Source organism: Streptomyces ferrugineus (genome assembly GCF_015160855.1).
GTDB lineage: Bacteria > Actinomycetota > Actinomycetes > Streptomycetales > Streptomycetaceae > Streptomyces > Streptomyces ferrugineus.
Window position 1 is genome coordinate 4,462,822 of sequence record NZ_CP063373.1, and the last position, 24,169, is coordinate 4,486,990.

The following is a 24,169-nucleotide window of genomic DNA, read 5'->3' on the forward strand; positions in this document are numbered from 1 at the left end:
CTGCCGAGGCCATCACATGAACAAGCAGCACCGGGACGAACGCGCCCGCATCCACACGGCCATGGACCGGCTTCTGGCCGGACGGGCCACGGTGTCCAACGGCAGCCTCACTGTTGTCGCCCTCGCCGCCGACGCCGATGTCCACCGCATGGCCGAGCCGAGATCGAGGGGCTCCGCCAGCAGGTGACCAGGCTCACGCTCGCCAGCGCCGTTCTCACTCAACAGAGTGACGATCAAGCGAGACGCGAGCCCGTTCCCGACCATGTCGTCCCGTTCCCCCGACCGACAACCTGACGGGAGCTGAGATCAGCTGTTGCCGACCTCCCGCGCCGCACGCTCCAGTCTGCGCCGGTGGTCCTCCCACCCATGCCTGATCGCCTGGTGGCATGTTGTCGTTGCCCTGCAAATACCCGACAGATCCGTCGATGAGCTCTCGCACGATGTCGGCGTGGCCGGCATGCCGCTGGGTATCGGAGATCACGCGCACCAGTATGTGGTGCAGCGTCACGTCTCGGCGTTCCTCCGGCCACCATGGGACGTGACCGATCGCGTCGAGAGCCAGCGTCGCGATCGTGCTGTTGGAGTGCTCCCACGCTTGGTGATACAGACCGACGATTGCTTCGCGCGACTCGTCCGCGGTGGCCCACATGTCCGCGTTGGGTTCTACGTCCTCCGTATACCACCAGGGCGGCGGGTTCTCGTCGAAGAACGGCCGCCCGAACGTGTCGCCGAAGTACCCCAGCTCCACGCTGGCGATATGTTTGACCAACCCCAAAAGGTTCGTGCCCGTGGGGGTCAGCGGGCGGCGGATGTCGTATTCCGAGAGCCCATCGAGCTTCCACAAGAGGGCGTCACGCCCGTCTTGCAGGTAACGGAGAAGGTCCGCTTTCGGTTCGATCATGCTGGGCAGTCTTCCACTCAGCACTGACAGCCAGGCTCTACGGGACACCACGGGACGCTACTGCGCCGGCCCCGTTTTCCGGCTTGAGTCGGCGCCATCGTGCGGGGCGCACGGGAGCGTTCGGCGGTAGTTCCCGTGTCAACTGGCCCCACCCGGCCGAGCGGGGTGGGGCCGTCGCGGTAGGCCACCGCGAGGGGTAATGCCGGCTCGGGGTTCTCCAGGGAAGAGCTGGTCTTACGGATCCGCCGGGATTCGTGGCACGAGGAGCTGTCGGTGCGTGCGCCCTCCGCAAGTACCGAGTGCACCGTCGGCTGGTCCGTGAGGCCCTGGCGTCGCCGGTTCCACGGCCGCGAAAGACACCAGTACGGTCCTCGCCACGTCGAGTTGCGGGAGCGCCCGAACGCCGGCCAGCTCTCCGCGCTGGCCGCCGCCAACCCCTGCCTGCCGGAGCGCACCGCACTGGCGGGGCTGCGTGACGATGCGCGCACCCTGGTTGAGGTGATCGAGGGCTTCCCGGCCCTGCGCGGCTCCCTGGACTGGCCGGCCCTCCTCGACCTGCTCACCCCGCTGCGCCCCGCCACTACTCGATCTCCTCCTCGCCCGCCGCCGACCCCGGCGACACTGTGTACACCCGCGTCCAGCCGTGCCGGGAGGCCTTCCGGATCGACACCGGCACGCCCGTCGTCATGGTCGCCTCGGGCACCGGCCGCGCCCCGTTCCGCGGCGCGATCGCCGGCCGTACGGCAGCGCTCGCAGTCGGCGCCGAACTGCCCCCGGCCCTGTGCTACTTCGGCTGTGACGCCCCCGACGCCGACTTCCTGCACGCCGAGGAACTGCGTGCCGCCGAGGCCGACGACGTCCGGGAGCTGCTCGCCGTCGGCGCCCGGATGGCACCGGGCGTGCGGGAGGCCTTCCGCACGCGGTACCGCGAGAGCGCGCCGGGCGCCGACGACGCGGCGGCCGAGCGCCGGCTGGGCGGCCTGATCGCGGGCGGCCGCTATGTGGAGGACGTCCACGCGGCGTAGGTCACAATGGGAGGCGGTTCGAACGCGGCGGGGGACAGGGCTGATCCGGAGGGAGCCGCATGGCGGGGCGTAACGGGCGCACGGTACGGGACCTCAGGCGGGGCAACCGTACCGCCGTACTGCAGCGCCTCTACTTCGACGGCCCCCTCAGCCGTTTCGAACTGGGCCCGGCGACCGGCCTCAGCTCCGGCTCCGTCAGCAACGTCGTCGCCGAGCTGATCGCCGACGGACTGGTCGAGGAGGCCGGCAGCGTCGACTCCGACGGCGGCCGGCCCCGCATCCTGCTGCGCGTCGCGCCCGGCAGCGGCCACATGATCGGCGTCGACGTCGGCGAGACCCGGGTCAGGACCGGCCTGTTCGACCTGACCCTCACCGAACTCGCCCGCGCCGAACGGCCGCTGGAGCATCAGCGGTACGAGGTGGAGGGCATCGTCGGCCAAGTGCGCGACGGCATCGCCGAGGTGCTCACCGAGGCCGGCGTCGGACCCGGGCGGCTGCTGGGCGTCGGCATCGGCGTCCCCGGGATAGTCGAGGACTCCGGCGCGCTCGGGGCGGTCGTACACGGGCAGACGATCGGCTGGGACGCCGTACCGCTGGAGAAGCTGCTGCGCGACGGCTCCCCCCTCCCGGACGGCGTCCCGTACTTCATCGACAACGGCGCCCGCACCCTCGGCCAGGCCGAGATGTGGTTCGGCGGCGGACGGGGCGCCCGCAACGCGGTTGTCGTGCTCTTCGGCTCCGGCGTCGGCGCCTGCCTGGTCACCCCCGAGGTGGAGCACGGGCGGGCCGTCGAGTGGGGGCATCTGACGGTACGGGTCAGGGGGCGCCGCTGCCGCTGCGGTGCGCTCGGCTGCCTGGAGGCGTACGCGGGCGCCGAGTCGCTGCTCGACCGCTGGCGCCTGGAGGGCGGGCGCGCGCCGGAGGGAGCCGACGAGGAGACGGCGCTGACGGCGATGCTGGCCGGCGCCTATCCGGCCGAGGGCCGGGAGGCCGACCAGGCGGCGCTCGGCGTACTGGAGGAGACCGCCGAGTACGTGGGCGCCGGCCTGTCCGACCTGATCAACCTCTTCCAGCCCGAACGCATCCTGATCGGCGGCTGGGCCGGTCTCCAGCTCGGCGCCCGCTTCCTGCCCGCCGTACGGCGGCACGCGGCCGCGTACGCCCTGCGGCATCCGGCGCACAAGGTCACCATCGACCTGGGCCGGCTCGGCCCGGACGCGGTCACCGTCGGGGCGGCGATCCTGCCGCTGGCCGACTTCTTCGCGCACGGCGGCCGGCGCGCCGTGCCCGCGCCCGGGACACCGGCGCCCGAGCTGCGCACGGCGGTGGCGGAGCGGGTGCCGCACTGAGGTTTCGCCGGTGGTGCGGACGGTACTCGCGTGCCCCGGGACGACCTGGGACGACGCGAGGGAGGTGCCGTCATGGCCGACAACCGTCGCGGTGCTCCGGATCAGAACGGCGAGCCGGTGCCGAGGGACCTGCCGGACCAGCAGGCCGACGCCGGTGAGGACCCCTGGGAAGTGCCCGTCGAGCCCGCGGAGGACGCCACCGAAGGGGACGACGTCCCGGACACCGACGAGGCGGGCACGGGACGGCAGGGCGCGCCGCAGTCGGGCACCGTCCACCCCGAACATCCGGCACCGCAGGAACCGTCCGACTGAGCTCAGCCGGCTCCTCCGGTCGGGCGCGGGTCTCCACAGGGGTGCGGGTCAGCCCACCTTGCGGCCCCGCATGGGCTCGGTCGCCGCGCCCTCACCGCGCTGAACGCCGTGCAGGAACTCGTCCAGCACCTCGGGCGCGGTGCGCTCCGGCTGCCAGCCCAGTTCCGTACGGGCGCGTGTGCAGTCCATCAGCGGCAGCCTGAGGACCGCGTCGAAGAGATGCGGTGAGGCCGGTAGCAGATGCAGCCCCCACGCGGCGGCGACCGCCGAGCGGGCCGCCGTGCGCGGGAGCCGCACCGGACGGGCCCCGAGCAGTTCGCCCAGCAGCGCCGCGTCGACCGGCGGGTCGGCGGCGAGATTGAACGCGCCGCGGACGTCGGCCTTCACGGCGAGCACATACGCCGCGGCGGCGTCGTCAGTGTGCAGGGCCTGCACCCGCAGCCCAGGGATGTCGGGCAGGAACGGCAGCAGCTCCGGGCGCACCAGCGGCCCGGGCAGGAAGCGCCCGCCGAAGATGCGGCGCTGCTCGCTGGCCGACTCCCGCTTGAACAGGAAGGCCGGCCGCATCCGCACCACCCGCACCCTGGGATGGGCCCGGTCGAAGGTGTCCAGCGCCCGCTCCAGATAGGCCTTCTCCCGGCAGTACGCGGCGTCGGGCCAGCCGTGCGTCGGCCACGACTCGTCCACGGCCCGCTCCTTCGGCCCCGGCGAGTACGCGCCGACCGACGACGCGTGCACCAGCGTCGGCACCCGCGCCGCGGCCACCGCCTCGAAGACCCGGATGCCGCCCAGCACGTTCGTGCGCCAGGTCGTCGCCGGATCATGCGTGGGCTGGAACGCCCAGGCCAGATGGACGACGGCCGCGGCACCCGCGAAGAGGTCCGCCAGGTCGTCCTGATCGGCGGCGGTCAGGTCGACCGCCGTCCAGTCGGTCTTCGGCGGCGACCAGTGCGGAGTCCGGCGGGCCAGCCCCAGGACGGAGCCGACCTCAGGATCCTCCGAGAGAAGCCGCACCACGCTGGTCCCGACGTTGCCCGTGGCGCCGGTGACCACGATCCTGCGGGCCGCTTCGCTGCTCACCTGCGGTTCCTCCCGGAAGATGGGGACGGGAGCGTCCGGGTACCCCGGTCGGGGCGCGCGCACGCATCCGGCCCGCGCTACGCGGGGAAGGCGTTCACGCCCGTCAGCTCCGCCGACAGGTCCCACAGCCGCGCCGCCTGCCCCCGGTCGGTCGCCCAGTCCTTGACGCCGGTGCGCTCGTCGCTGTCGGGGGCGGGCTCGGCGATGTCACAGTCCTCGAGGTAGACGCCGCCCATGCCGTCCAGCTGGGGCGAGGTCGCCGCCCACACCTGGGTGGCCGCGCCCTGTGCGGGGGTCTTGAAGCCCTCGGGGTCCAGCGGGTCGCCCTGTTCGTCGATCCAGCCGCGCTCGATCATCTCCTCCTTGGAGAGGTGACGCTGCAACGGGGTGAGGATGCCGCCGGGGTGCAGGGAGAAGGCCCGTACCCCGTGCTCGGCGCCCAGCCGGTCGAGGTGGACGGCGAACAGGACGTTGGCGGTCTTCGCCTGCCCGTACGCCTGCCACTTGTCGTAGCCGCCGCGCCAGTGGACGTCGTCCCAGCGGATCCCGGAGAAGTGGTGGCCGCGCGAGGACACCGAGACCACACGGGCGCCGCCGGGCTCCAGCGCCGGCCACAGCCGGTTGACCAGGGCGAAGTGGCCGAGGTGGTTGGTGGCGAACTGGGCCTCCCAGCCGGGCCCCACCCGGGTCTCCGGGCAGGCCATGATCCCGGCGTTGTCGATCATGAAGTCGACCGTGCGGCCGGAGTCGAGGAACCGCTCGGCGAAGCCGCGCACGCTCTCCAGGTCACCGAGGTCCAGATCGTCCACCTCGACGCCGGTGAGACCGGCGAGCGCCTCCTCGGCGGTGGCCCGGCGGCGGGCCGGGACGACGACTTGGGCGCCCGCCTCGGTGAGGGCCCGGGTGGTCTCCAGGCCGAGACCCGAGTAGCCGCCCGTGACGATCGCGAGCTTTCCGGCCAGGTCGATGCCCTGAAGGACCTCGTCGGCGGTGCTGGTCGCTCCGAAGCCGGAGCCGATCTTGTGCTGTGCAGTGCTCATGTCCGGAACGCTACGAATTGGAGCGCTCTCGAAGTCAAGCCGACCGTGCGCATGCGTCCGGACAAGGGAAAGCCCCGACCGGACGGGGGAGTTCCGGTCGGGGCGGTCAGAGTGTGGGCGCGGATGGCGGTCGCCTCTCGGCGAAAGGCTCCACAGGGCTTCAGCCGAACGATCGTCCCTGTGGGCAAAAGGTGAGGCCCGGGGACACTGTCCCATCCGCACCCACGAGTCATTCAACGGGAAACTACCAACGAGTGTTCCTGTGTTTGCCCGGATGTGCGGTGATCTGTGTCACGCCGACGAACTGCGACTTAACGGGCTCACTTCACGTGCTCACTTCGCACGCGTCCAGTCCAGCAGCTCGTCCGCGGTCCAGGTGGTGAGGACCCGCTCGGCCGGCACCGCGCACTCCTCCGCCCGCGCACAGCCGTAGCGCTGCCAGTCCAGCTGCCCGGGGGCGTGCGCGTCGGTGTCGATCGAGAACAGCACGCCCGCCCCGACGGCCCGGCGCAGCAGCCGTCTGGGCGGGTCCAGCCGCTCGGGCCGGCTGTTGATCTCCACGGCCGTACCGGACTCGGCGCAGGCGGCGAACACCTCGTCCGCGTCGAACTCCGACTCCGGCCGGCCGCGTCCCGTGACCAGCCGCCCGGTGCAGTGTCCGAGGATGTCCGCGTGCGGATTGCGCACGGCGGTGACCATGCGACGGGTCATCGTGCGGGCGTCCATGCGCAGCTTGGAGTGCACGGACACCACCACGACGTCCAGCCGTTCGAGCAGCTCGGGGTCCTGGTCGAGGGAGCCGTCCTCGAGGATGTCGCACTCGATGCCGGTGAGCAGCCGGAACGGCGCCCAGGTCGCGTTGAGCTCCGCCACCACCTCCAGCTGCTCGCGCAGCCGGTCGGCCGACAGCCCACGGGCGACGGTCAGCCGCGGCGAGTGGTCGGTCAGCACCGCCCACTCGTGCCCGAGCCCGGCCGCGGTCCGGCCCATCTCCTCGATCGGGCTGCCGCCGTCGGACCAGTCGGAGTGCAGATGGCAGTCCCCGCGCAGCAGCTCCCACAGGCGCCGGCCGCCCTCGGGCGGCTGCACCCCGGGGCGGCCCTCCAGATCCGTCAGATATCCGGGCACCTGACCGGCCAGCGCCTCCCGCACCACGTTCGCCGTCTTCGGCCCCACACCCCGCAGCGACTCCAGCGTCCCGGCCCGCGCCCGCGCCCGTACCTCGTCCTCGGGCAGCTCCGCGAGCACCCGGGCCGCCGTGCGGAAGGCGCGTACGCGATACGTCGGCTCCAGGGACCGCTCCAGCAGAAAGGCGATCCGGTTCAGCGCCTCCACGGGATCCATCGCCACCTCCACCTCCAGGGTTCCCCGGCCCTGCCGCGCCCGCACGGTGGCGCGAACGGGGCGCGGGACGCACGGTCCTCGACTGATGACCTTAAGGACCCTTATGACCCGAAGGACCCGTTGACGCGGGTTGCGCTCTACGCTCTATGCATGACCGAAATCGCGAGCCCGCACATCTCTCAGCCGCGGATCATGGTGCTCGGGGTTCAGCCGGGCACGCCTCCGTTCCGGATCATGGAGATCGACGGTGTCGTCGTCGGATCCGCCAGGGCCGTCACGGACGTCCTGACGACCGCCGCCGCCTTCGGCATCACGGTCCACGACCTGGACGACCCGGATGTGATCCGCTGGGTCGGCGGCGACAAGTTCACCTGGCGCCACCACTAGCCTCCGGCCCTGATGGGCGCCGCCGGCGCAGTCCCACGGCTGGACGGCCGTGCCGTCGCAGCGGTGGGGCCGCACGGGTGCGCCGTCGGGGGAACTACTCGCCGGTCGTCACCGAGACGTGGTCCACCACCAGTTGCTGCGGGAACACGGTGGAGCCGTCCGGGTCGCCGGGCCAGTAGCCGCCCACCGCGAGGTTCAGGATCAGGAAGAACGGCTTGTTGAAGACCCACTGCCTGCCGCCCAGGTCGGCGGGGGTGCGCCGCTGGTAGACGTCGCCGTCCACGGACCAGGTGATGGAGTCGGGCGCCCAGTCGACGGCGAAGGTGTGGAAGGCGTCGGCGAAGGCCTGCCCGTTGGGGAGGGAGTACGCGGCGCCTATGCCGCCCGAGCCCGAGTAGCCGGGGCCGTGCAGGGTGCCGTGCACGGTCGAGGGCTCGAAGCCGACGTTCTCCATGATGTCGATCTCGCCCGAGTCCGGCCAGTTGACCGGTGTGCCCAGCATCCAGAACGCCGGCCACATGCCCTGTCCGCGCGGCACCTTGATCCGTGCCTCGATGTGCCCGTACTGGGCGGTGAACTTCCCGGCGGTGTTCAGCCGGGCCGAGGTGTACTCGCAAGTGCCGTACCAGCACTGGTAGTTGGCCGGGTTCTCCTTCCGTGCGGTGATCACCAGGTGGCCCTGGCCGTCCAGGGCCGCGTTCTTGTTGCCCGAGGTGTAGTACTGCCGCTCGTGGTTGTTGACGTTGTCGCCGGTCTCGATCTGCCACTTCGAGGAGTCGACCGCGGCGCCCGCGGGCCCGTCGAAGGTGTCGGAGAACGTCACCGCCGCCGAGGCGTCGGGCTGCTCCGCCTGCGCCGGGCCGATCGCGGCGGACGCGACCAGGACGGCCGACAGGGTGGCGAGCAGGGCGGTGCGGGGCAGGCGTGGGGAGGCCATCGCGCTTCCTTCCGTACGGCGGCGACCCGATGGACGGGTGCGCCGACCGAGGTGGGGGGTGAAGGTGTCGCACACTTGATTTAAGGAGTGAGGTAAGGAGGCGTCAATACCTTGGTACGGACCAGCGGTTGAGCGGTGCTCGTCGGAGGCGGAGTCGGCGCATGCCCGTGGGCACTCTTCGTCCGCCGCCGAACTGTTGGATTCCTAGGCTTCTCGCCATGAACGCCGCACACATCGGTGAGCTGCTCGCCGTCCTGGGCGCGGGGACGGCCGCCGGCGCCGTCAACGCCGTGGTCGGCTCGGGGACGCTCATCACGTTCCCGGTCCTGCTCGCGACCGGCCTGCCGCCCGTCACCGCCACGGTCTCCAACGCGCTCGGCCTGATCCCCGGCTCGATCAGCGGCGCCATCGGCTACCGGCGCGAACTGAGCGGCCAGCGCCGGCGCATCCTGAAGTGGGGCGCCGGCGCCGTCCTCGGCGGGCTCACCGGGGCGACGCTGCTGCTGGCCCTGCCCGCCTCGGCGTTCGAACGCATCGTTCCGGTCCTGGTCGGCCTCGCCCTCGTGCTGGTCGTCCTCCAGCCGCTGATCAGCAGGAGGCTGCGCGACCGCAGGGCGCGCGAGGGCGGATCCGCCCGCCCCGACGGCGGCGTCCCGCTGCTCGCCGGACTGACCCTGGCCAGCGTGTACGGCGGCTACTTCTCGGCCGCCCAGGGCATCATCTACGTCGCCCTGATGGGCATGCTCCTCGACGACGGCCTGCAACGCCTCACCGCGGTCAAGAACGTGCTCGTCGCCGTGGTCAACTCCGTCGCCGCGCTGTTCTTCCTCGTCGTCGCCGAGTTCGACTGGACGGCTGTGCTGCTCCTGGCGATCGGGTCGGCGGCCGGCGGCCATCTCGGAGCCACCCTGGGCCGTCGGCTGCCGCCCGCCTGGCTGCGCGCGTTCATCGTCGTGGTCGGCACGGTGGCCATCGTCCAACTGGTGCTGCGCTAGGAGGAGCGGGGCTTCCGGGCGTGCACCGCGCGGCTCAGCCGCCGTCCCAGCAGGAGGTAGCCGACCAGGGCTCCGGAGGTGTTGAGGATGACGTCGTCGATGTCGAAGGCGCGCCCGGTGACCAGCGCTCCCTGTGCGAACTCGACCAGGAGCATCACGGTCGCCGTCAGCAGCAGGACCCGCAGGACACCGCGGGTCTTCGGGGCGAGGACCGGGACCAGGATGCCGAACGGCACTCCCAGCAGCAGATTGCCGCCGATCTGCCGGACGGCGTCACGCAGTTCGGGCTGGTCCAGATAGGCCCGCAGTGAGCGGCCCGGATGCAGGTTGGTGTGCGTCAGGGCCTCCGACGCGGGTGAGGGCTGCAGGGTCAGCCTCGCCAGGACGACGGCGAAGGCGACCATGAACGCGAAGGCGCACAGCATCGCCAGCAGACGGGCGAGAAGGCGCAGCGGACTTCGCCCGGGTCGCGGGGTGCGCCCGGACTTGGCGGATCCCTTCGACTCGGCGGATCCCTTCGACTTGGCGGATCCCTTCGACTTGGCGGACCCCTTCGACTTGCCGGAGCCCTTCGGCTGGGCACCACCGCCCGCCGGCTTCGCGCCCTTGGCGGATTTGCCGCCGCCTGCGGCCTTACCGCCCCCTGCGGACGACTTGGTGGTGCCTGTGGATTTGGGAGTGCCGGGGTGCAACGCGGCGCGCGAACGTGAGGTTCCACGGGCCATGCGATCCTCCAGTCTTCAACTTCCCTTTGTAGTAAGGGGATTACCCCGGTGCCGCGAGGCGATGCCGCCGCGTGGCCGACCGGCAGCGACCCCTCCGGTGACCCGGCCGGGGCCGCTGCGGTGAGCGGTCAGGTCGCGTAGGTCACCTTCACCTCCTTGAAGCCGAGGGAGTGCAGGAGCCCCTTGAGCATGTCGGTGGTGTTGGTCTCCGCGCGTGCGGTCAGCCCGCTCTTCTCGGCGGCGTCGCCGATGTGCCGGACCGCCAGCTTCTGCACGGCCTGTTCGCTGTTCGGGTTGTCCGAGAAGAGGTCGCCGATGCGGTCGAGCAGACCGCGCTGCTTGGAGACGGCGTAGGAGCGGTCGGGGTCGAGGGACGGCTTGCCCAGGGCGGCGTGCGGCAGACGGAGCGTGGCGGACGTACGGTCGTCATTGACCGTGACGTCGTCGTCGCCGACCTTTCCGAGGTCGACATAGGCGTCCACGGTGCCGGCGCCGACGTACAGCGTGCGGCTGCCGCGGATGGCGTCGGGCAGGAACTTGGCGTCCTTTTCCAGATCCACGACGATCTGGAAGTTGCCGGAGGCCGCGTCGTAACGGCTGATGTCCTGGATGGACTGGAGCAGTGCGGGACCCGAACGGTCGTTGGTCTCGGTGCCGAACAGGTCCTTCAGACCGGGGAGCACGCTCAGCCGGATCCCGGCGAAGAAGACGACGAGCACCACAACCAGGGCGCTCACCACCTTCGCCCAGCCGGGCATGCGCTTGTTGATGCGCTTGATGGAAGTCGTCATGTCGACGTTCCTCCTTCCCTACTGTTCGAAGTACCCCCAAACCCCTTGCCGGACCTGTCTGTTGACCGATTGCCATCCCTCGACTTCACCCCCGGGACGATCGAGTGGCGGGAGGGACAGATGACGCGGCTGCACTCGTCAGTAGCATGAACCCGCCACCCGGATTGATCATGCGAGGAGCGGAACGTGCCAGAGATCGCCGTGTTCAGCGGCAGTGCCCACCCCGAACTGGCGGCGGAGGTCTGCGCCCACCTCGGGGTACCGCTCAGCCCGACCCGGGTCAGCCGGTTCGCCAACGACTGCCTGGAGGTGCAGCTCCAGGCCAACTGCCGGGAACGGGACGTCTTCCTGATCCAGCCCCTGGTCCGGCCGGTCCAGGAGCACCTGGTCGAGCTGCTGCTGATGTGCGACGCCGCGCGCGGCGCCTCCGCGCGCCGGATCACGATTGTCATGCCGCACTACTCCTACGCCCGCTCCGACAAGAAGGACGCGCCCCGCATCTCCCTCGGCGGCCGGCTCGTCGCCGACCTGATGGTGTCGGCCGGTGCGAGCCGTGTCCTCGCCATGACCCTGCACGCGCCCCAGGTGCACGGCTTCTTCACGGTGCCGGTCGACCACCTGCACGCGCTGCGCGAACTGGCCGCGCACTTCCGGCAGTACGACCTGAGCCGAACGACGGTCGTCTCGCCGGACCTCGGCAACGCCAAGGAGGCCGCCGCCTTCGCACGGCTGATCGGCGCCCAGGTGGCCGCCGGCGCCAAGCAGCGGTTCGCGGACGACCGGGTCAGCATCAGCTCCGTGATCGGCGAGGTGGCCGGACGGGATGTCATCGTCCTGGACGACGAGATAGCCAAGGGCAGCACGGTGCTCGAACTCCTGGACCGGCTGCGGGAGTTGGGGCCGCGCTCGATCCGGGTGGCCTGTACGCACGGTCTGTTCGCGGCCGGTGCGCTGAAGCGGATCGGCGAGCAGCCGGACGTACTGGAGATCGTGTGCACCAACACGGTGCCGATTCCGGCGGAGGAGCGCACCGAGAAGCTGCGCGTGCTGTCCATCGGACCGGCGCTCGCCGAGGCGGTGCGCCGTATTCACAACGGGGAGTCCGTCAGCGCCCTGTTCGACGCGCCGGGAACCGCGTAGGCGGGAGTTTCACAACGTGCCGGACGTGGCCTCGGACTGACCCAGGGCCGCGTCCGGCGTCGGATGCGGGGGCAGCAGCCGGTTCAGGCCGGTGATCCGCAGTACGCGCAGGGTCAGCGGGTGGGTGCAGACCAGGTGAAGCTGCCCGCCGTGGTCGTGCGTCCGGATGAGCGCCCGGTACAGCAGCCGCAGCCCCGAGCAGTCGAAGAACTCGATGCTCCGCAGGTCGATCACGATCCGCGCCTCGGGGCGCGCCGTCACCCGGTCCAGGTAGGGGGTTATCTCCACCGCGGCCGCGATGTCGATCTCACCGAGGAACTCCAGCACCGTGTGGTCCCGGTGCCGGTGGACGCGCAGATGCCGGCTGAACGGCGCAGGATCCTGCTGCACGACGACATCGCCTCCAACCTGTTCACTTGCGGCGGGTGCTCAAATCCAGTCCCCGCACTGCAAGTTACCCTCGATCGAGCGAATCTGAGCATGTTCGATTGACATATGTCTTTGAATTGCGACAGATGCTTCGCGCGATGTACGGGATGTGACCACGACCCCGCGTGACTACGACAGCGCGTGCCAGGCCCTGGACAGCGCCTGACGGAACTGCTCGGTCTGATGGGCCGTGAGGTCCCGCACCATCCGCGCCTCCAGCTCCCGTATCGGCCCCGCGTGCCGCGTCAGCAGCTCGCGCCCCGCGTCGGTCAGCAGGATCAGCAGCTCCCGGCGATTGCGCGGATTGCGCTCCCGGCGGACGAGCCCACGGGTCTCCAGGCTGCGTACCAGATCGGCGATCGACTGCGCCGTGACGAAGGAGTCGCGCGCGAGCTGTGCGGCCGACAGTCCGTCGTGTCTCTCCAGCACGGTGAGCGCGGTGTACTGCAGTGCCGTGATCCCGGACGGCTTGACCAGCTCGTCGAGGTGGGAGCGCACGACGAGCTCCACCTGCTTCACCATGTAGAGAAGTGACGGCGGTGCCTTGGTTGCCTGGGCGTCGAGCATGAGTTCAGCCTAGAGCATTGACAGGAATCCTGTCTGTAAAGAGACTGCGGAACAACAGGAAACCTGTTGGTTGAAATCTTGGCGATGAGGCTGAGGAGTGGCGATGACCACCTTCGAGATCGAACCCGGTCGACTGTTCATCGGGGGCCGGTGGCGCGAGGCCGCCGACGGATCCCGCACCGAGGTGGTCGACCCGTCCCGCGGCACGGTCCTCACCACCGTCGCGGACGCCGGTGCCGCCGACGTGGACGCGGCCGTGCGCGCCGCGCGGGAGGCCTTCGACGACGGCGCCTGGTCCGGGCTGAGCGGCCGCGAGCGCGGCAGGGTCCTGCACCGCGTCGCCGAGCTGATCAGGGAGAACGCCGACACCGTCGCCGAGCTGGAGAGCCGTGACGTCGGCAAGCCGATCACGCTCGCCCACGCCGTCGACGTCACCAACGCCGCCAACGACTTCGAGCACTACGCCGCCCTCGCCCACGCCCTGGACGGCGCGGTCCGCGACACCCCCATGAACGCCCTCGCCTACGTACGGCGCCGGCCGCTCGGCGTGGTCGCGGCCATCACGCCGTACAACTTCCCGCTGATCCTGGCCGGCTCGAAGATCGCCCCGGCGCTCGCGGTCGGCAACACGGTGGTGCACAAGCCGGCCGAGGAGACCCCGCTCAGCGCCCTGTTCATGGCCGACCTGTTCAAGCGCGCCGGTGTCCCCGACGGCGTGGTCAACGTCGTCACCGGCGGACCCGCGGCCGGCGAGGCGCTGCTGCGGCACCCCGGGGTCGACAAGGTCGCCTTCACCGGATCGACCGCGGTCGGCCGGAAGGTCGCGGCCATCGCCGGCGAGGCGCTCAAGCCGGTCACCATGGAACTCGGCGGCAACGCGGCCCACGTCATCTTCGAGGACGCCGACCTGGAGAAGGCTGTCGGCGCGATCATCAAGGGATTCGTCTTCAACACCGGGCAGTTCTGCATGGGCGCACCGCGGCTGCTGGTGGCCCGCCAGGTCTACAGCACACTGCTCGGCATCCTCGCCGACGCCGTGCCCGGCGTCCCGGTCGGCGACCCGGCCAAGCCCGAGACCGTCGTCGGCCCGATGGCGGGGGAGCGGCACCTGCGCAAGGTCGAGGAGTACGTCGAACTGGCCCGCAAGGACGGCGGCCGCATCGTCTGCGGCGGTGAGCGCCTCGACCTGGACGGCGGCTATTACTACAAGCCCACCGTGATCGCCGAGCTGGCGAACGACTCCCGGGTGATCCAGGAGGAGATCTTCGGCCCGGTCCTCACCGTCCAGCCCTTCGACTCCGAGGACGAGGCCGTCGAGCTGGCCAACTCCACCCCGTACGGACTGGCCTCGGGTGTCCAGACCGGCAATCTGGCCCGCGCCCACCGCGTCGCCGACCGGCTGGACGCCGGCATCGTCTGGGTCAACGACTGGGCGATGCTCGACCCCGCGGTGCCCTTCGGCGGCGTCAAGGACTCCGGCTTCGGTCGCGAGTACGGGCCCGAGGCGCTCGACGCCTACACCGCGACCAAGTCCGTCGTCGTCTCGCTCGACTGAGCGCACCGCCAAGGAGAAACCCGATGACCATCCCCACCCGTGCCGCCGTCGTCGAGTCCGGCGGAGCCCCGTTCACCCTCTCCGAGGTCGAGCTCGACGAACCCGGACCGTACGAGGCCGTCGTCCGCATGGTCGCGACCGGCCTGTGCCACACGGACCTCGGCGTGGCGAGCGGCGGACTGCCCTTCCCGCTCCCCGGCGTACTCGGCCATGAGGGCGCGGGCGTCGTCGAGGCAGTCGGCCCGTCCGTGACCGGCGTCGCGCCCGGCGACCATGTCGTGCTGTCCTTCACCTCCTGCGGCGACTGCCGAAGCTGCCGGGGCGGGCACCCCGCGTACTGCGCGACCTGGCTGCCGCTGAACCTCATCGGCGGGCGGCGGGCCGACGGCACCAGCACCATCAGCCGGGGCGGCGAGGAGCTCGGCGGGCACTTCTTCGGCCAGTCGTCCTTCGCCGAGCGGGCGCTGGTGGACGAACGCAGCCTGGTGAAGGTCGACCCGGACGTCCCGCTCGTCTCGATCGCCCCGCTGGGCTGCGGGGTGCAGACCGGGGTCGGCGCCGTGTGGAACGTGCTGAAGCCGGCGACCGGCAGCACGGTCGTCGTCCTCGGCGCCGGGGCGGTGGGACTGTCGGCCGTCATGGCGGCCGCCCTCACCCCGGCGACCACGATCATCGCCGTCGACCGCGTCGGCGAACGCCTGTCGCTGGCCAAGGAGTTGGGCGCCACCCACACCGTCAACGCGAGCGAGGCCGACCTCGGTGACGCGCTCGCCGTGATCACCGGCGGTCAGGGCGCCGACGGCGTCGTGGAGACCACGGGCAACGTCGGCGTACTGCGCCAGGGCGTCGACGCCCTCGCCCTGCGCGGCACCCTCGTGGTGGTGGGCGCCCCGCCGTTCGGCACCGAGGTCGCCCTGGACGTCAACGGCCTGCTCGGCGGCAAGCGGGTCGTCGGCCTCACCCTGGGCGACGCCGAGACACAGGCCTTCATCCCGGCCCTCGTCGAGCTGGTGAAGGACGGGCGGCTGCCGCTGCACCGCCTGATCAGCAGCTATCCGTTCGCGGACATCGACCAGGCGGTGCGGGACATGGGCGCGGGCAAGGCGATCAAGCCCGTGCTCACGTTCTGACTCAGCCGACCGTCAGGACCAGCTTCCCCGTGGTCCGGCCGGTGTCGCCGAGCGCATGTGCCTCGGCGGCATCGGCCAACGGGAAGGTGCCGGCGATCGTGGGGCGCAGCTTCCCCGCCTCCACCAGCTCCGCGATCGCCTTCATCCCGCTGTGCGAGGCGTCCACGAGCATCCGCAGCGCCCGCACACCGAGCCGCTCGGCCGCCACGTAGAACTCGTCCGAACCGCCCGGCAGGATCGAGACGACGATGCCGCCCGGGCGCAGCACGCGCAGCGAGCGTGTGGAGGTGTCGCCGCCGAGCGTGTCCAGGACGACGTCGACGTCCTTCACGGCCTCGGCGAAGTCCGTCTCCCGGTAGTCGATCGCCTCGTCGACTCCGATCTCCCGCAGGAAGTCGTGCTTGCCCGCGCTCGCGGTGCCGATCACATACGCGCCCCGCGCCTTGGCGATCTGCACGGCCACATGCCCGACGCCGCCGGCCGCCGCGTGGATCAGCACCCGCTGTCCCGGCCGGAGGTCGGCGTACTCGACCAGCGCCTGCCACGCGGTCAGCGAGACCAGCGGCAGCGCGCCCGCCTGCGTGTGGTCGATCGAGGCCGGCTTGTGCGCGAAGGCGCGGGCCGGCGCGGTGACGTACTCGGCGTGCGAGCCGTGGCCGAACGGGTAGGACAGCATCCCGAAGACCTCGTCGCCGACCTTGAACCGGGCCACGCCGATGCCCACCGCCTCGACCACGCCGGAGACGTCCCAGCCCAGGACGAAGGGCGGCTCGCCCAGGAAGCCGCCGGTGGCGCGGTGCTTCCAGTCGGTCGGGTTGACGCCCGCGGCGCGCACGCGGACCAGCACCTCGTTCGCGCGCGGCGCCGGGCGCTCCAGCTCCACTTCCTTCAGGACCTCGGGACCGCCGAGGACGTCCTGGCCGATGGCTCGCATCGTGTTCACAGTGCTCATGGTGGATCAGCCTGCCCGGAGCCGCCGCCCAGGAAAATGGCACGATTGCCAACCTTCGATAGGATCGTGCCATGCGTGATCAGGTGCATGGGGAACGGGTCGTGGTGCTCGCCCTGGACGGCGTCTACCCCTTCGAGCTGGGCATCCCCAGCCGGATCCTCGGCGCGGCCGACGGCCGGTACGAGGTGCTGACGTGCAGCGTCGACGGCCGGCCGGTGCACAGCAACGCGGACTTCACCATCGGCGTCCAGCACGGTCCGCAGATCCTCGCCACGGCCGACACCGTGGTCGTCGCCTCCATCGCTCCGCCGTACATCCCCACGGAGCTGTCCGCCGAGGTGGCCGACGCACTCGCGCTGATCCGGCCGGACGCGCGCATCGTGTCGATCTGCACCGCCGCCTTCGTCCTCGCCGCGGCGGGCCTGCTGGACGGCCGTAGGGCCACCACGCACTGGCAGACGACGGAAGCGCTGCGGCGCCGGTATCCGCTTGTGGACCTGGACCCGGACGTCCTCTTCGTCCAGGACGGCCGGATCCTCACCTCGGCCGGAGCCGCCGCGGGCGTCGACGTGTGCCTGCACATCGTCCGCACCGACCACGGCAGCGAACTGGCCAACGCGGTCGCCCGGCGCTGCGTCGTGCCGCCCTTCCGGGACGGCGGCCAGGCCCAGTACATCGAGCAGCCGGTCCCGGACAGCGGAGCCGCGAGCACCGCGGCCACCCGCGCCTGGGCCCTGGAGCACCTCGCCGAACCCCTCACCCTGACCGATCTCGCCGGCCACGCCCGGATGAGCCTGCGCACCTTCGCCCGCCGCTTCCACGACGAGGTCGGGCTCAGCCCCGGCCGCTGGCTGATCCAGCAGCGGGTCGCGCGCGCCCGGCATCTGCTGGAGTCCAGCGACCTGTCGGTGGACCGGATCGCCGGCCAGGTCGGCTTCGCCACGGGCACCTCCCTGCGCCAGCACCTGCACGCCGCGATCGGGGTGTCGCCGCAGGCGTACCGCCGCACGTTCCACCGTGCTGGTCAGTAAGAGTATTTGTCGATTTTCGCCTCCCTGGCTGACCGTGACGGAATACTCACTTCCGCCAAGGCCCGAGGTTGATCCTTTCGGGTTCAAACCCGATAAGCTCCCATCCGGCGCTGCGAGTTGACTCGGTCGCGATCGGTCATCTCGCGATGCGTACTCATGAGTGCGATCGCCCAGCACACCCCCCCTTGTTCGATCGTCGCCTCGAAGGATGCAGATGGAACTCGCCACACCGCCGCCGGCGGCGCGGCCCCCTGTCGCCTGGTACAGCTGGTGGCTCATGCCACTGGCTTTAGGAGGTGGGACCGTTGCCGCCACGTTCATGAGCTCGGAGCGAATAACCGCCGCCGTCGCCGGTGTCGCGGCCACCACCGCCGGCTCCGTGTGCGTACGCCTCCTGCTCCGCACCCGGGCGCAGTTGCGCCGGGCCGAGAGCGACTTCCGCGCCTCGCAGGCCGAGCACTCCCAGCAGTGGCAGCAGCACGTGGCGGGCCTGGAGCGGAAGTTCAGCGCCGACCGCGCCGCCCTGGAGGGCCGCCTCGCCGAGCAGTCCGGCGCCTATGAGGCCCAACTGGCCGAGCAGGGCCGCGCGTACGAGGAGCGTCTCGCCGAGGAGAGCGGCTCCTACGAGGAGCGCATCGCCGCGCAGGCCAAGTCCTACGAGGCCCAGCTCGCCGACCAGGCCGAGGTCTGGCAGGAGCAGCTCACCCACCAACTGTCCGCCGTCGCCCGGCTCGCCGACGAGCAGCTCCCCGACGCGCTGCGCCGACTGCGCGAGGGCGAGGCCATCGACGACGTCCTGCCGACCGTCAACCAGTGCGCCAAGGTCAGCGCCGAACTCCAGGCCAACCTGCGCAAGGTGCTGCGCACCTCGCTGATCGGGGTCGAGGAGGAGTTCAACCGCTCCACCTCCGCCGAGCAGGCCGTGGTCGGCATCGGCAACCGTATCCACGTCCTGACCAGCAAGCTCCGCGGCCGACTGCACGATCTCCAGGGCGAGCACGGCCGGCTGCCCGCCGTCGCCCGTGGCCTGATGGAGCTCGACCAGGCGATCGGCCCCGCCGACTGTCTGGCCGCCAGCATCAGCGTCCTCGGCGGCTCGGACCGCCCCGGCCGCCAGTGGCAGGAGCCGCAGCGCCTGCTCAGCGTGGTCCGCGGCGGCATCGGCCGGATCAAGGACTTCCACCGGATCGACGTACGCCATCTGCCCGAACTCGGCGTCGACGGCGGCCTGGTGGACCATCTGACGCTGATCTTCGCCCACCTCCTCGACAACGCCGCCCGCTACTCGCCGCCCACCGAGCCGGTGCTCGTCTCCGGCAAGGAGGTCCCGAACGGCGTCGGCATCGAGATCCAGGACTCCGGCAAGGGCCTGAACGAGGAGAAGAAGCGCGATGCCGAGCACGCCCTGGCCGGCACCGCGCCCGGCGCGGGTCTCGGTGGCATCTCGGAGGACGCGAACATCGGTCTGCGCGTCGTCGGCATCCTGGCCCGCCGGTACGGCATCCGCGTCACCTTCGCGGACTCGCCGTGGCTCGGCACCTCGGTGGTGGTAGTGGTCCCGCACAAGTACTTCAGCCCGCTGCCCGCGGCCGCCTCCGCCACGTCGGCGCCGGCCGCCCCGACGGCACCGGCCGACACCGCCGCACCGGCCCGCGAGCCGGTCGTCGTCGAGACGGCCCCGGCCGACACCGCCGACGCCGTGGACACCACGCCCGGTGGCCTGCCCCGGCGCCGCAGCAAGCGGCACGAGGGGGCGCGCCACGAGCCGGCCGAGCGCCCGGAGCAGAGCGAGGAGACGACGTCCGTCGCCGCCGTTCCGCCCGACGCGTCCTTCGCCGGCCTGGCCGCCTTCGCCACCGCGGGCCGCGAGGCCGGCGAGGACGAGGCGCCGGCCGATGGCCGCGAGTCCACCGAGCAGCACCGCACCGAAGAGAGCGACTAGTCCATGACGCAGCAGGGAACCGACGTGAGCTGGGCGCTCCGCGACCTGGTGGAGAGCATTCAGGAGATCAACTTCGCCCTCGTGGCCTCCAGTGACGGCAAGGCCATCACCGCCTACGGTGCCGAGGACCCCGACGACGTGGACCGCTTCGCCGCCGTGGTGGCCGGACTGCAGGCGCTGGCCCAGCCGGTCGCCGAGCAGTTCCCCAAGTACGCGGGGCAGCTCAGGCTGGCGATGATCGAGGTCGACGGCGGCCACCTCTTCGTCGTGCGCGCCGGGGTGGAGACCTATCTCGGCGTCCTCGCCCGGGAAGGCCTCGACCAGGGCCTGCTCGGCCATCAGATGAGGGACCTGGCGCGCAGGATGGGCGAGTTGCTCGGCACCACTCCGCGCCTGGAGGAGCACTCTGGATGAGTGCTCCCCGCCGGCCCACGGACCCGTCCGGTCTCGAGCGCTACTACGTCCTCACCCGGGGGCGCAGCGGACCGGGCGGTTCGGCGTCGAGCCTCGACGTGGCGACCCTCATCGTCTCCCGCACCGCCCCGGTACCGGGGATGCAGCACGAGTACGAGGAGATCCTCCGGCGCTGCCGCGATCCGCTGTCGGTGGCCGAACTCGGCGCCCACCTCGGATTGCCCTTCAACATTCTCGCGGTGCTCCTGACGGATCTGCTGGAGGCAGGCCGTGTCCAAGCCCGTGATCCCATCCCGGCGCAGGCCGCCGGGCGCGGGCCCGACCTCGCGCTCCTTGAGGAGGTACTCAGTGGACTTGAAAGGCTTTGACCAGCCCGGCGGGCCCGGTGCCGGGGGCACCCGCTCGGTGAAGGTGATGATCGCCGGCGGATTCGGTACCGGGAAGACCACCATGGTCCGCTCGGTCAGCGACATCAAGCCGCTCACCACCGAGGAGACCCTCACCCAGGCCAGCGCCGGCGTCGACCACCTCATCGGCGTCACCGACAAGACGGAGACCACCGTCAGCCTGGACTTCGGCAAGATCAGCCTCAACGAGAGCCTGATGCTGTACCTGTTCGGCACCCCCGGCCAGGAGCGCTTCTGGTTCCTGTGGAACGGCCTGTTCAAGGGCGCGCTCGGCGCGGTCGTGCTGGTGGACACCCGCCGCCTCGCCTCCAGCTTCCGGGCGATCGAGGAGATGGAGCGGCAGAACGTGCCGTTCGTCGTCGCGCTGAACGTCTTCCCCGACTCCAAGGACTATCCGGTCGAGGAGATCCGGGACGCGCTGGACATCTCCGCGCACATCCCGGTCGTGGCCTGCGACGCCCGCGACCGGGCCTCCAGCCGTGACGTACTCGTCGCGCTGATCCGTCATCTTCAGGAACGCTCGGCCGTCGCACTGGAGTCCCGATGAACGCCCAGCCCTTAAACGATCCCGAAGCGCCCCGCGGTTGCCCCTTCGGCCACGGGACCGAGGTCACCCGGCTGTTCGGGCCGGAGGCGGCGACCGACCCGGGCGGTATCTACGAGCGGCTGCGCAAGGAGCACGGCTCCGTGGCCCCGGTGCTGCTGGAGGGCGACGTCCCGGCCTGGCTCCTCCTGGGCTACCGCGACAACCGGCGGGTGCTGGACAACCCCCGCCAGTTCAGTCGGGACGCGCGGATCTGGCGGGACTGGCGGGAGGGCCGCATAGCGGACGACTCCCCGCTGGTCCCGATGGTCGCGTGGCGCCCGGACTGTGTGTCCCAGGACGGCGAACCGCACCGTCGACTGCGTGGCGCGGTCACCGACGGGCTCCAGGCCGCCGCCGACCGGGGGGTCCGGCGGCACGCCACGCACTTCGCCCACAAGCAGATCGACGCCTTCGCCGACGCCGGGCGCGCCGACCTGGTGGCCGACTACGCCGAGTATCTGCCGATGCTCGTCCTCACCCGTATCCTCGGGCTGCCGCAGGGGGAGGGGCGGCAACTCGTCGAGTCCTCCGCCCAGGTGTTCAAGGGTGGCGAGGACGCGATCGCGCACAACGACCGCATCATGCAGATCCTCGGCGAACTCGCCGAGCGCAAGCGGGCCGAACCCGGTTCCGACTTCGCCACGGCGCTGCTGGAGCACGAAGCCGGGCTCGACGAGGACGAGGTGGTCAGCCATCTGCGTCTGGTGCTGATCGCCGCGCACACCACGACCAGCAACCTGCTGGCCCGCGTCCTGCAGAAGATCCTCACCGACGCCTCCCGGCTCTCCGGCCTCGTCAGCGGCGAGCTGACCGTCTCCGCCGTGGTGGAGGAGATCATGTGGAACACCCCGCCGCTCGCGGTCCTGCCGGGGCGGTTCGCCACCGCCGACCTGGAGTTGGGCGGCCACCAGATCCAGGAGGGCGACCTGCTCGTCATGGGCCTCGCGGCGGGCAACGTCGACCCCGAGGTCCGGCCGGACGGGGTGTCCGTCCAGGGCAACGGCTCGCACCTGGCCTTCAGCTCCGGTCCGCACGAGTGCCCCGGGCAGGGCATCGGCCTGGCCATCATCGAGGTCGCCGTGGACGTCCTGCTGCACCGGCTGCCGGGGCTGCGCCTGGCCGTGCCGGCGGAGGAGCTCAGCTCGACGGCGTCCACGTGGGAGTCCCGGCTGGACACCCTGCCGGTCGAGTTCTCCGTCTGACCCCAACACCGCCGCCCGGCCGGACCTCCGGCCGGGCGGCGCCGTCTGCGCACCCCCTCCCGCGGGATCGAGGCGTCAGCCGTCGAGCCAGTCGCCTGTGACGCCCGTGGGCCGGTATCCCGTGGCGTTCCAGAGGAAATGCGGGTGGGCGCAGCCGAACATGTAGGCGAGCAGTGCGGTGTCTTCCCTCCCGGTCCGAGGGTCGTGCAGGGTGTGAAATTTCTCGGACCCGACTACGCCCGCGTCCTGTTGGACCTGACGAGCGCGGGCCGGCGACGGTGCGGCGCTGGATGCCTCCACCGCGGCGATGTAAGTGCGGCGCAGGATCTCCCATGCGCTGTCGATGTTGCCGTGCCAGGGGCCGTGCAGTGCTTCGAAGGCATGGAGCTCGGCGTCGAAGAGGGGCCATGGCCCGGGGTGTTGGACTCGGCAGCGGGCGGACAGCTCGGCGGCCCGGGGGCTCAGTGCCGGTGCGGTGGGCCGCGGGGCGATGGTGAGGGTGGTGCCGTGGGTGAGGATGCCGGTGCAGGGGTTGGGCTGCAGGTCGCAAAGAGGGCAGTCCTCGGCCGGGGGGAGGCCCGGGGTGATGCCGTCGAACCACAGAGCGTGACGGCCGGTGAGTCCCATCCAGACGATGGTGGTGGTCATCAGCCAGGTGTTCCACATCGGGCTGTGCGCCTCGGGGGTGCAGCCGTACTTCACGAGGGCTATGGCGCACGCGGAGTAGAGCGCCTTGGTGTGGGTGGGCATGTCGGCGAGCCAGAAGTTGCTGATCTCGCCGGTGAGGGCGTCGGCTCGTACGTCGGCCATGTCGTCGATGGCGCGGCACAGCAGCAGGGAGGCGAGGTTTTCCTCCTGCCAGAGTTCGGTGTCGGGGGCGACGTGCCAGAACAGGCAGTCCAGCATCTGCAGGAGTGAGTAGGTGCTCTGGCTGAGCGGGTTGGTCTGGGGGAGCACGACGCCGCCCGCGTGGTGCTGTTGGAGCCAGTACTCGTCGACGGATCGCTTGTGGGCCGCGAAGAGCCCGGAGACCAGGGCCCGTGCGCTGTTGGTGCTGAAGTTCTCGGCCAGGCGTTCTTCGACGTGTTGGGTGAGGCGCGTCGTATCGATGGTGTCGATCACGCGTTTGTATTCGTGGAAGACGAGGATGTCGTCCTCGAAGCGGTGGCGGTGGCCAAGGTCCCGCTCGAGGTCGTTCATCTGCCGGGTCCAGGACCAGCCACCGGTCAGGACGCTGTCGAGTTCCGGGCGGTTCGGCCAGTTCTTGACGGTGAGGGGACGGCCGGCGCTCTGCCGCCAGCGGTAGTCGTCCAGCGTGCGCGCGGGGGGCGTGGGCAGCCGAAGGCACAGTGGACAGTCGCAGACGTCGGTCTGCTCCTCCTCGCGCGGCGGGGTCAGTGCCCGGCTCCTCCAGGCCCCTTCCAGCATCGTGCAGGTCAGTCGGCAGACCTCGACATCGGTGCTGACTTGGGGGAAGGCCGCTTCGATCATGCGCAGGCCGGCGTCGAGGTGCCGCAACCTGGCGTAGCCCTCCTCGTCGGGTGGGAGGAACGCGGGCTGCGCCAGCCGGAAGGCTCCCTCCACCTGCAGCGTGGTGGCGGCGTGGCGGGATCCCAACGCGTCCAGCCGCTGTTGAACGGCGCTCTGGTACCTCCGGTACTCCTCCGTACTCCCCTTGACGCGTTCCGCCATGAGGCGGGCCAGGGCGTTCCCCGCCTCCGTGGGCTGGAGTTGGGCGCTTGGCTGCCCCGGAAGCAGACTGTCGGCGGACGCCTTCGGGACAGCGTCTACGACTCGAGATTTCACACCGGTCTCCCATCAAGTTGCGGCCATGACAACCGAATCGATCGCGTGGGTTCCCCCGTGTGATCTCTACGGAGGACCGGGGAGCTTCGGGGTGTACTCCGGATGTCTGCTGACGGGGGCGT

The 24,169-nt window shown here is 71.1% G+C and carries 24 protein-coding genes and 2 pseudogenes; 15 read left to right on the forward strand and 11 right to left on the reverse strand.

The genetic code is table 11. The features are described from left to right. Positions 1-16: 16 nt before the first annotated feature. A complete protein-coding gene (locus IM697_RS45715; RefSeq protein ID WP_322734561.1) occupies positions 17-187 on the forward strand; it encodes a hypothetical protein in 171 nt (56 codons plus the stop codon). 119 nt (positions 188-306) lie between these two features. On the opposite strand, the pseudogene IM697_RS20365 reads toward IM697_RS45715, so the two are convergent. Further along, positions 307-901: pseudogene (locus IM697_RS20365) on the reverse strand (DinB family protein). A 375-nt stretch (positions 902-1,276) separates the two neighbouring features. On the opposite strand from IM697_RS20365, the pseudogene IM697_RS20370 reads away from it, so the two are divergent. The 3 genes and pseudogenes from IM697_RS20370 to IM697_RS20380 form a co-directional block, all read left to right on the forward strand. Beyond that, a pseudogene (locus IM697_RS20370) lies at positions 1,277-1,926 on the forward strand (ferredoxin reductase domain-containing protein); the annotation flags it as partial. 59 nt (positions 1,927-1,985) lie between these two features. After that, positions 1,986-3,275: an ROK family transcriptional regulator gene (locus IM697_RS20375; RefSeq protein ID WP_194049133.1), complete on the forward strand. Its 1,290-nt coding sequence runs from the start codon at positions 1,986-1,988 to the stop codon at positions 3,273-3,275. A gap of 72 nt (positions 3,276-3,347) precedes the next feature. Then, a complete protein-coding gene (locus tag IM697_RS20380; protein WP_194049134.1) occupies positions 3,348-3,587 on the forward strand; it encodes a hypothetical protein in 240 nt (79 codons plus the stop codon). Positions 3,588-3,635: 48 nt separating this feature from the next. Here the strand turns inward: IM697_RS20380 and IM697_RS20385 are convergent, their stop codons facing one another. The 3 genes from IM697_RS20385 to IM697_RS20395 form a co-directional block, all read right to left on the reverse strand. Further along, entirely contained in the window at positions 3,636-4,667 is a 1,032-nt protein-coding gene (locus tag IM697_RS20385) for an SDR family oxidoreductase (RefSeq protein WP_194049135.1), read from the reverse strand. Between the two features lie 77 nt (positions 4,668-4,744). After that, the gene (locus IM697_RS20390; protein WP_194049136.1) at positions 4,745-5,707 is read right to left on the reverse strand and encodes an SDR family NAD(P)-dependent oxidoreductase; all 963 of its coding nucleotides are present in this window, start codon (positions 5,705-5,707) and stop codon (positions 4,745-4,747) included. Positions 5,708-6,040: 333 nt separating this feature from the next. Continuing rightward, positions 6,041-7,051 carry a PHP domain-containing protein gene (locus tag IM697_RS20395; protein ID WP_194049137.1) on the reverse strand — a complete coding sequence of 337 codons (1,011 nt, stop codon included), beginning with the start codon at positions 7,049-7,051 and terminating at the stop codon, positions 6,041-6,043. Positions 7,052-7,201: 150 nt separating this feature from the next. On the opposite strand from IM697_RS20395, the gene IM697_RS20400 reads away from it, so the two are divergent. Next, complete coding sequence (locus IM697_RS20400) at positions 7,202-7,438, forward strand: hypothetical protein (RefSeq protein ID WP_194049138.1); 237 nt, start codon at positions 7,202-7,204, stop codon at positions 7,436-7,438. A 94-nt stretch (positions 7,439-7,532) separates the two neighbouring features. Here the strand turns inward: IM697_RS20400 and IM697_RS20405 are convergent, their stop codons facing one another. Then, the gene (locus tag IM697_RS20405) at positions 7,533-8,375 is read right to left on the reverse strand and encodes a glycoside hydrolase family 16 protein (protein WP_194049139.1); all 843 of its coding nucleotides are present in this window, start codon (positions 8,373-8,375) and stop codon (positions 7,533-7,535) included. Between the two features lie 218 nt (positions 8,376-8,593). Between IM697_RS20405 and IM697_RS20410 the strand changes: the two genes are divergently transcribed. Then, entirely contained in the window at positions 8,594-9,370 is a 777-nt protein-coding gene (locus tag IM697_RS20410; protein WP_194049140.1) for a sulfite exporter TauE/SafE family protein, read from the forward strand. Here IM697_RS20410 and IM697_RS20415 read toward each other — a convergent pair. After that, positions 9,367-9,822, reverse strand: coding sequence for a VanZ family protein (locus tag IM697_RS20415; protein ID WP_194049785.1), 456 nt, complete (start codon positions 9,820-9,822; stop codon positions 9,367-9,369). The genes IM697_RS20410 and IM697_RS20415 overlap by 4 nt on opposite strands. Positions 9,823-10,223: 401 nt before the next feature. Continuing rightward, the gene (locus IM697_RS20420) at positions 10,224-10,886 is read right to left on the reverse strand and encodes a DUF4230 domain-containing protein (protein ID WP_194049141.1); all 663 of its coding nucleotides are present in this window, start codon (positions 10,884-10,886) and stop codon (positions 10,224-10,226) included. A 186-nt stretch (positions 10,887-11,072) separates the two neighbouring features. Here IM697_RS20420 and IM697_RS20425 point away from each other — a divergent pair, with 186 nt between their 5' ends. After that, entirely contained in the window at positions 11,073-12,026 is a 954-nt protein-coding gene (locus tag IM697_RS20425) for a ribose-phosphate diphosphokinase (RefSeq protein WP_194049142.1), read from the forward strand. 9 nt (positions 12,027-12,035) lie between these two features. Here the strand turns inward: IM697_RS20425 and IM697_RS20430 are convergent, their stop codons facing one another. Together IM697_RS20430 and IM697_RS20435 are read right to left on the reverse strand one after the other, a co-directional pair. Further along, complete coding sequence (locus tag IM697_RS20430; RefSeq protein ID WP_194049143.1) at positions 12,036-12,416, reverse strand: anti-sigma factor antagonist; 381 nt, start codon at positions 12,414-12,416, stop codon at positions 12,036-12,038. Between the two features lie 168 nt (positions 12,417-12,584). Next, positions 12,585-13,022: a MarR family winged helix-turn-helix transcriptional regulator gene (locus tag IM697_RS20435; protein WP_194049144.1), complete on the reverse strand. Its 438-nt coding sequence runs from the start codon at positions 13,020-13,022 to the stop codon at positions 12,585-12,587. Positions 13,023-13,125: 103 nt separating this feature from the next. Here IM697_RS20435 and IM697_RS20440 point away from each other — a divergent pair, with 103 nt between their 5' ends. Then, positions 13,126-14,577: an aldehyde dehydrogenase family protein gene (locus IM697_RS20440; RefSeq protein ID WP_194049145.1), complete on the forward strand. Its 1,452-nt coding sequence runs from the start codon at positions 13,126-13,128 to the stop codon at positions 14,575-14,577. A 23-nt stretch (positions 14,578-14,600) separates the two neighbouring features. Next, the gene (locus IM697_RS20445) at positions 14,601-15,707 is read left to right on the forward strand and encodes an NAD(P)-dependent alcohol dehydrogenase (RefSeq protein ID WP_194049146.1); all 1,107 of its coding nucleotides are present in this window, start codon (positions 14,601-14,603) and stop codon (positions 15,705-15,707) included. Position 15,708: 1 nt separating this feature from the next. Here IM697_RS20445 and IM697_RS20450 read toward each other — a convergent pair whose 3' ends face one another. Further along, positions 15,709-16,659: an NADP-dependent oxidoreductase gene (locus IM697_RS20450; RefSeq protein WP_194049147.1), complete on the reverse strand. Its 951-nt coding sequence runs from the start codon at positions 16,657-16,659 to the stop codon at positions 15,709-15,711. A gap of 71 nt (positions 16,660-16,730) precedes the next feature. Between IM697_RS20450 and IM697_RS20455 the strand changes: the two genes are divergently transcribed. The 6 genes from IM697_RS20455 to IM697_RS20480 all read left to right on the forward strand — a co-directional run bounded on the left by IM697_RS20455 (position 16,731) and on the right by IM697_RS20480 (position 22,241). Further along, positions 16,731-17,690: a GlxA family transcriptional regulator gene (locus IM697_RS20455; protein ID WP_194049148.1), complete on the forward strand. Its 960-nt coding sequence runs from the start codon at positions 16,731-16,733 to the stop codon at positions 17,688-17,690. Between the two features lie 214 nt (positions 17,691-17,904). After that, positions 17,905-19,632 (forward strand): ATP-binding protein, encoded by a 1,728-nt coding sequence (locus tag IM697_RS20460; RefSeq protein ID WP_194049149.1) that lies wholly within the window; start codon positions 17,905-17,907, stop codon positions 19,630-19,632. Between the two features lie 3 nt (positions 19,633-19,635). Then, positions 19,636-20,046 carry a roadblock/LC7 domain-containing protein gene (locus IM697_RS20465; protein WP_190070208.1) on the forward strand — a complete coding sequence of 137 codons (411 nt, stop codon included), beginning with the start codon at positions 19,636-19,638 and terminating at the stop codon, positions 20,044-20,046. Continuing rightward, positions 20,043-20,414: a DUF742 domain-containing protein gene (locus tag IM697_RS20470; RefSeq protein ID WP_194049150.1), complete on the forward strand. Its 372-nt coding sequence runs from the start codon at positions 20,043-20,045 to the stop codon at positions 20,412-20,414. Before IM697_RS20465 ends, IM697_RS20470 begins: the two co-directional genes overlap by 4 nt. After that, positions 20,395-21,000 carry a GTP-binding protein gene (locus IM697_RS20475; RefSeq protein WP_194049151.1) on the forward strand — a complete coding sequence of 202 codons (606 nt, stop codon included), beginning with the start codon at positions 20,395-20,397 and terminating at the stop codon, positions 20,998-21,000. Before IM697_RS20470 ends, IM697_RS20475 begins: the two co-directional genes overlap by 20 nt. Continuing rightward, complete coding sequence (locus IM697_RS20480) at positions 20,997-22,241, forward strand: cytochrome P450 (protein WP_194049152.1); 1,245 nt, start codon at positions 20,997-20,999, stop codon at positions 22,239-22,241. The genes IM697_RS20475 and IM697_RS20480 overlap by 4 nt, the downstream gene beginning before the upstream one ends. A 75-nt stretch (positions 22,242-22,316) precedes the next feature. Here IM697_RS20480 and IM697_RS20485 read toward each other — a convergent pair whose 3' ends face one another. Then, positions 22,317-24,047, reverse strand: coding sequence for a hypothetical protein (locus tag IM697_RS20485; RefSeq protein ID WP_228044788.1), 1,731 nt, complete (start codon positions 24,045-24,047; stop codon positions 22,317-22,319). Positions 24,048-24,169: the final 122 nt, after the last annotated feature.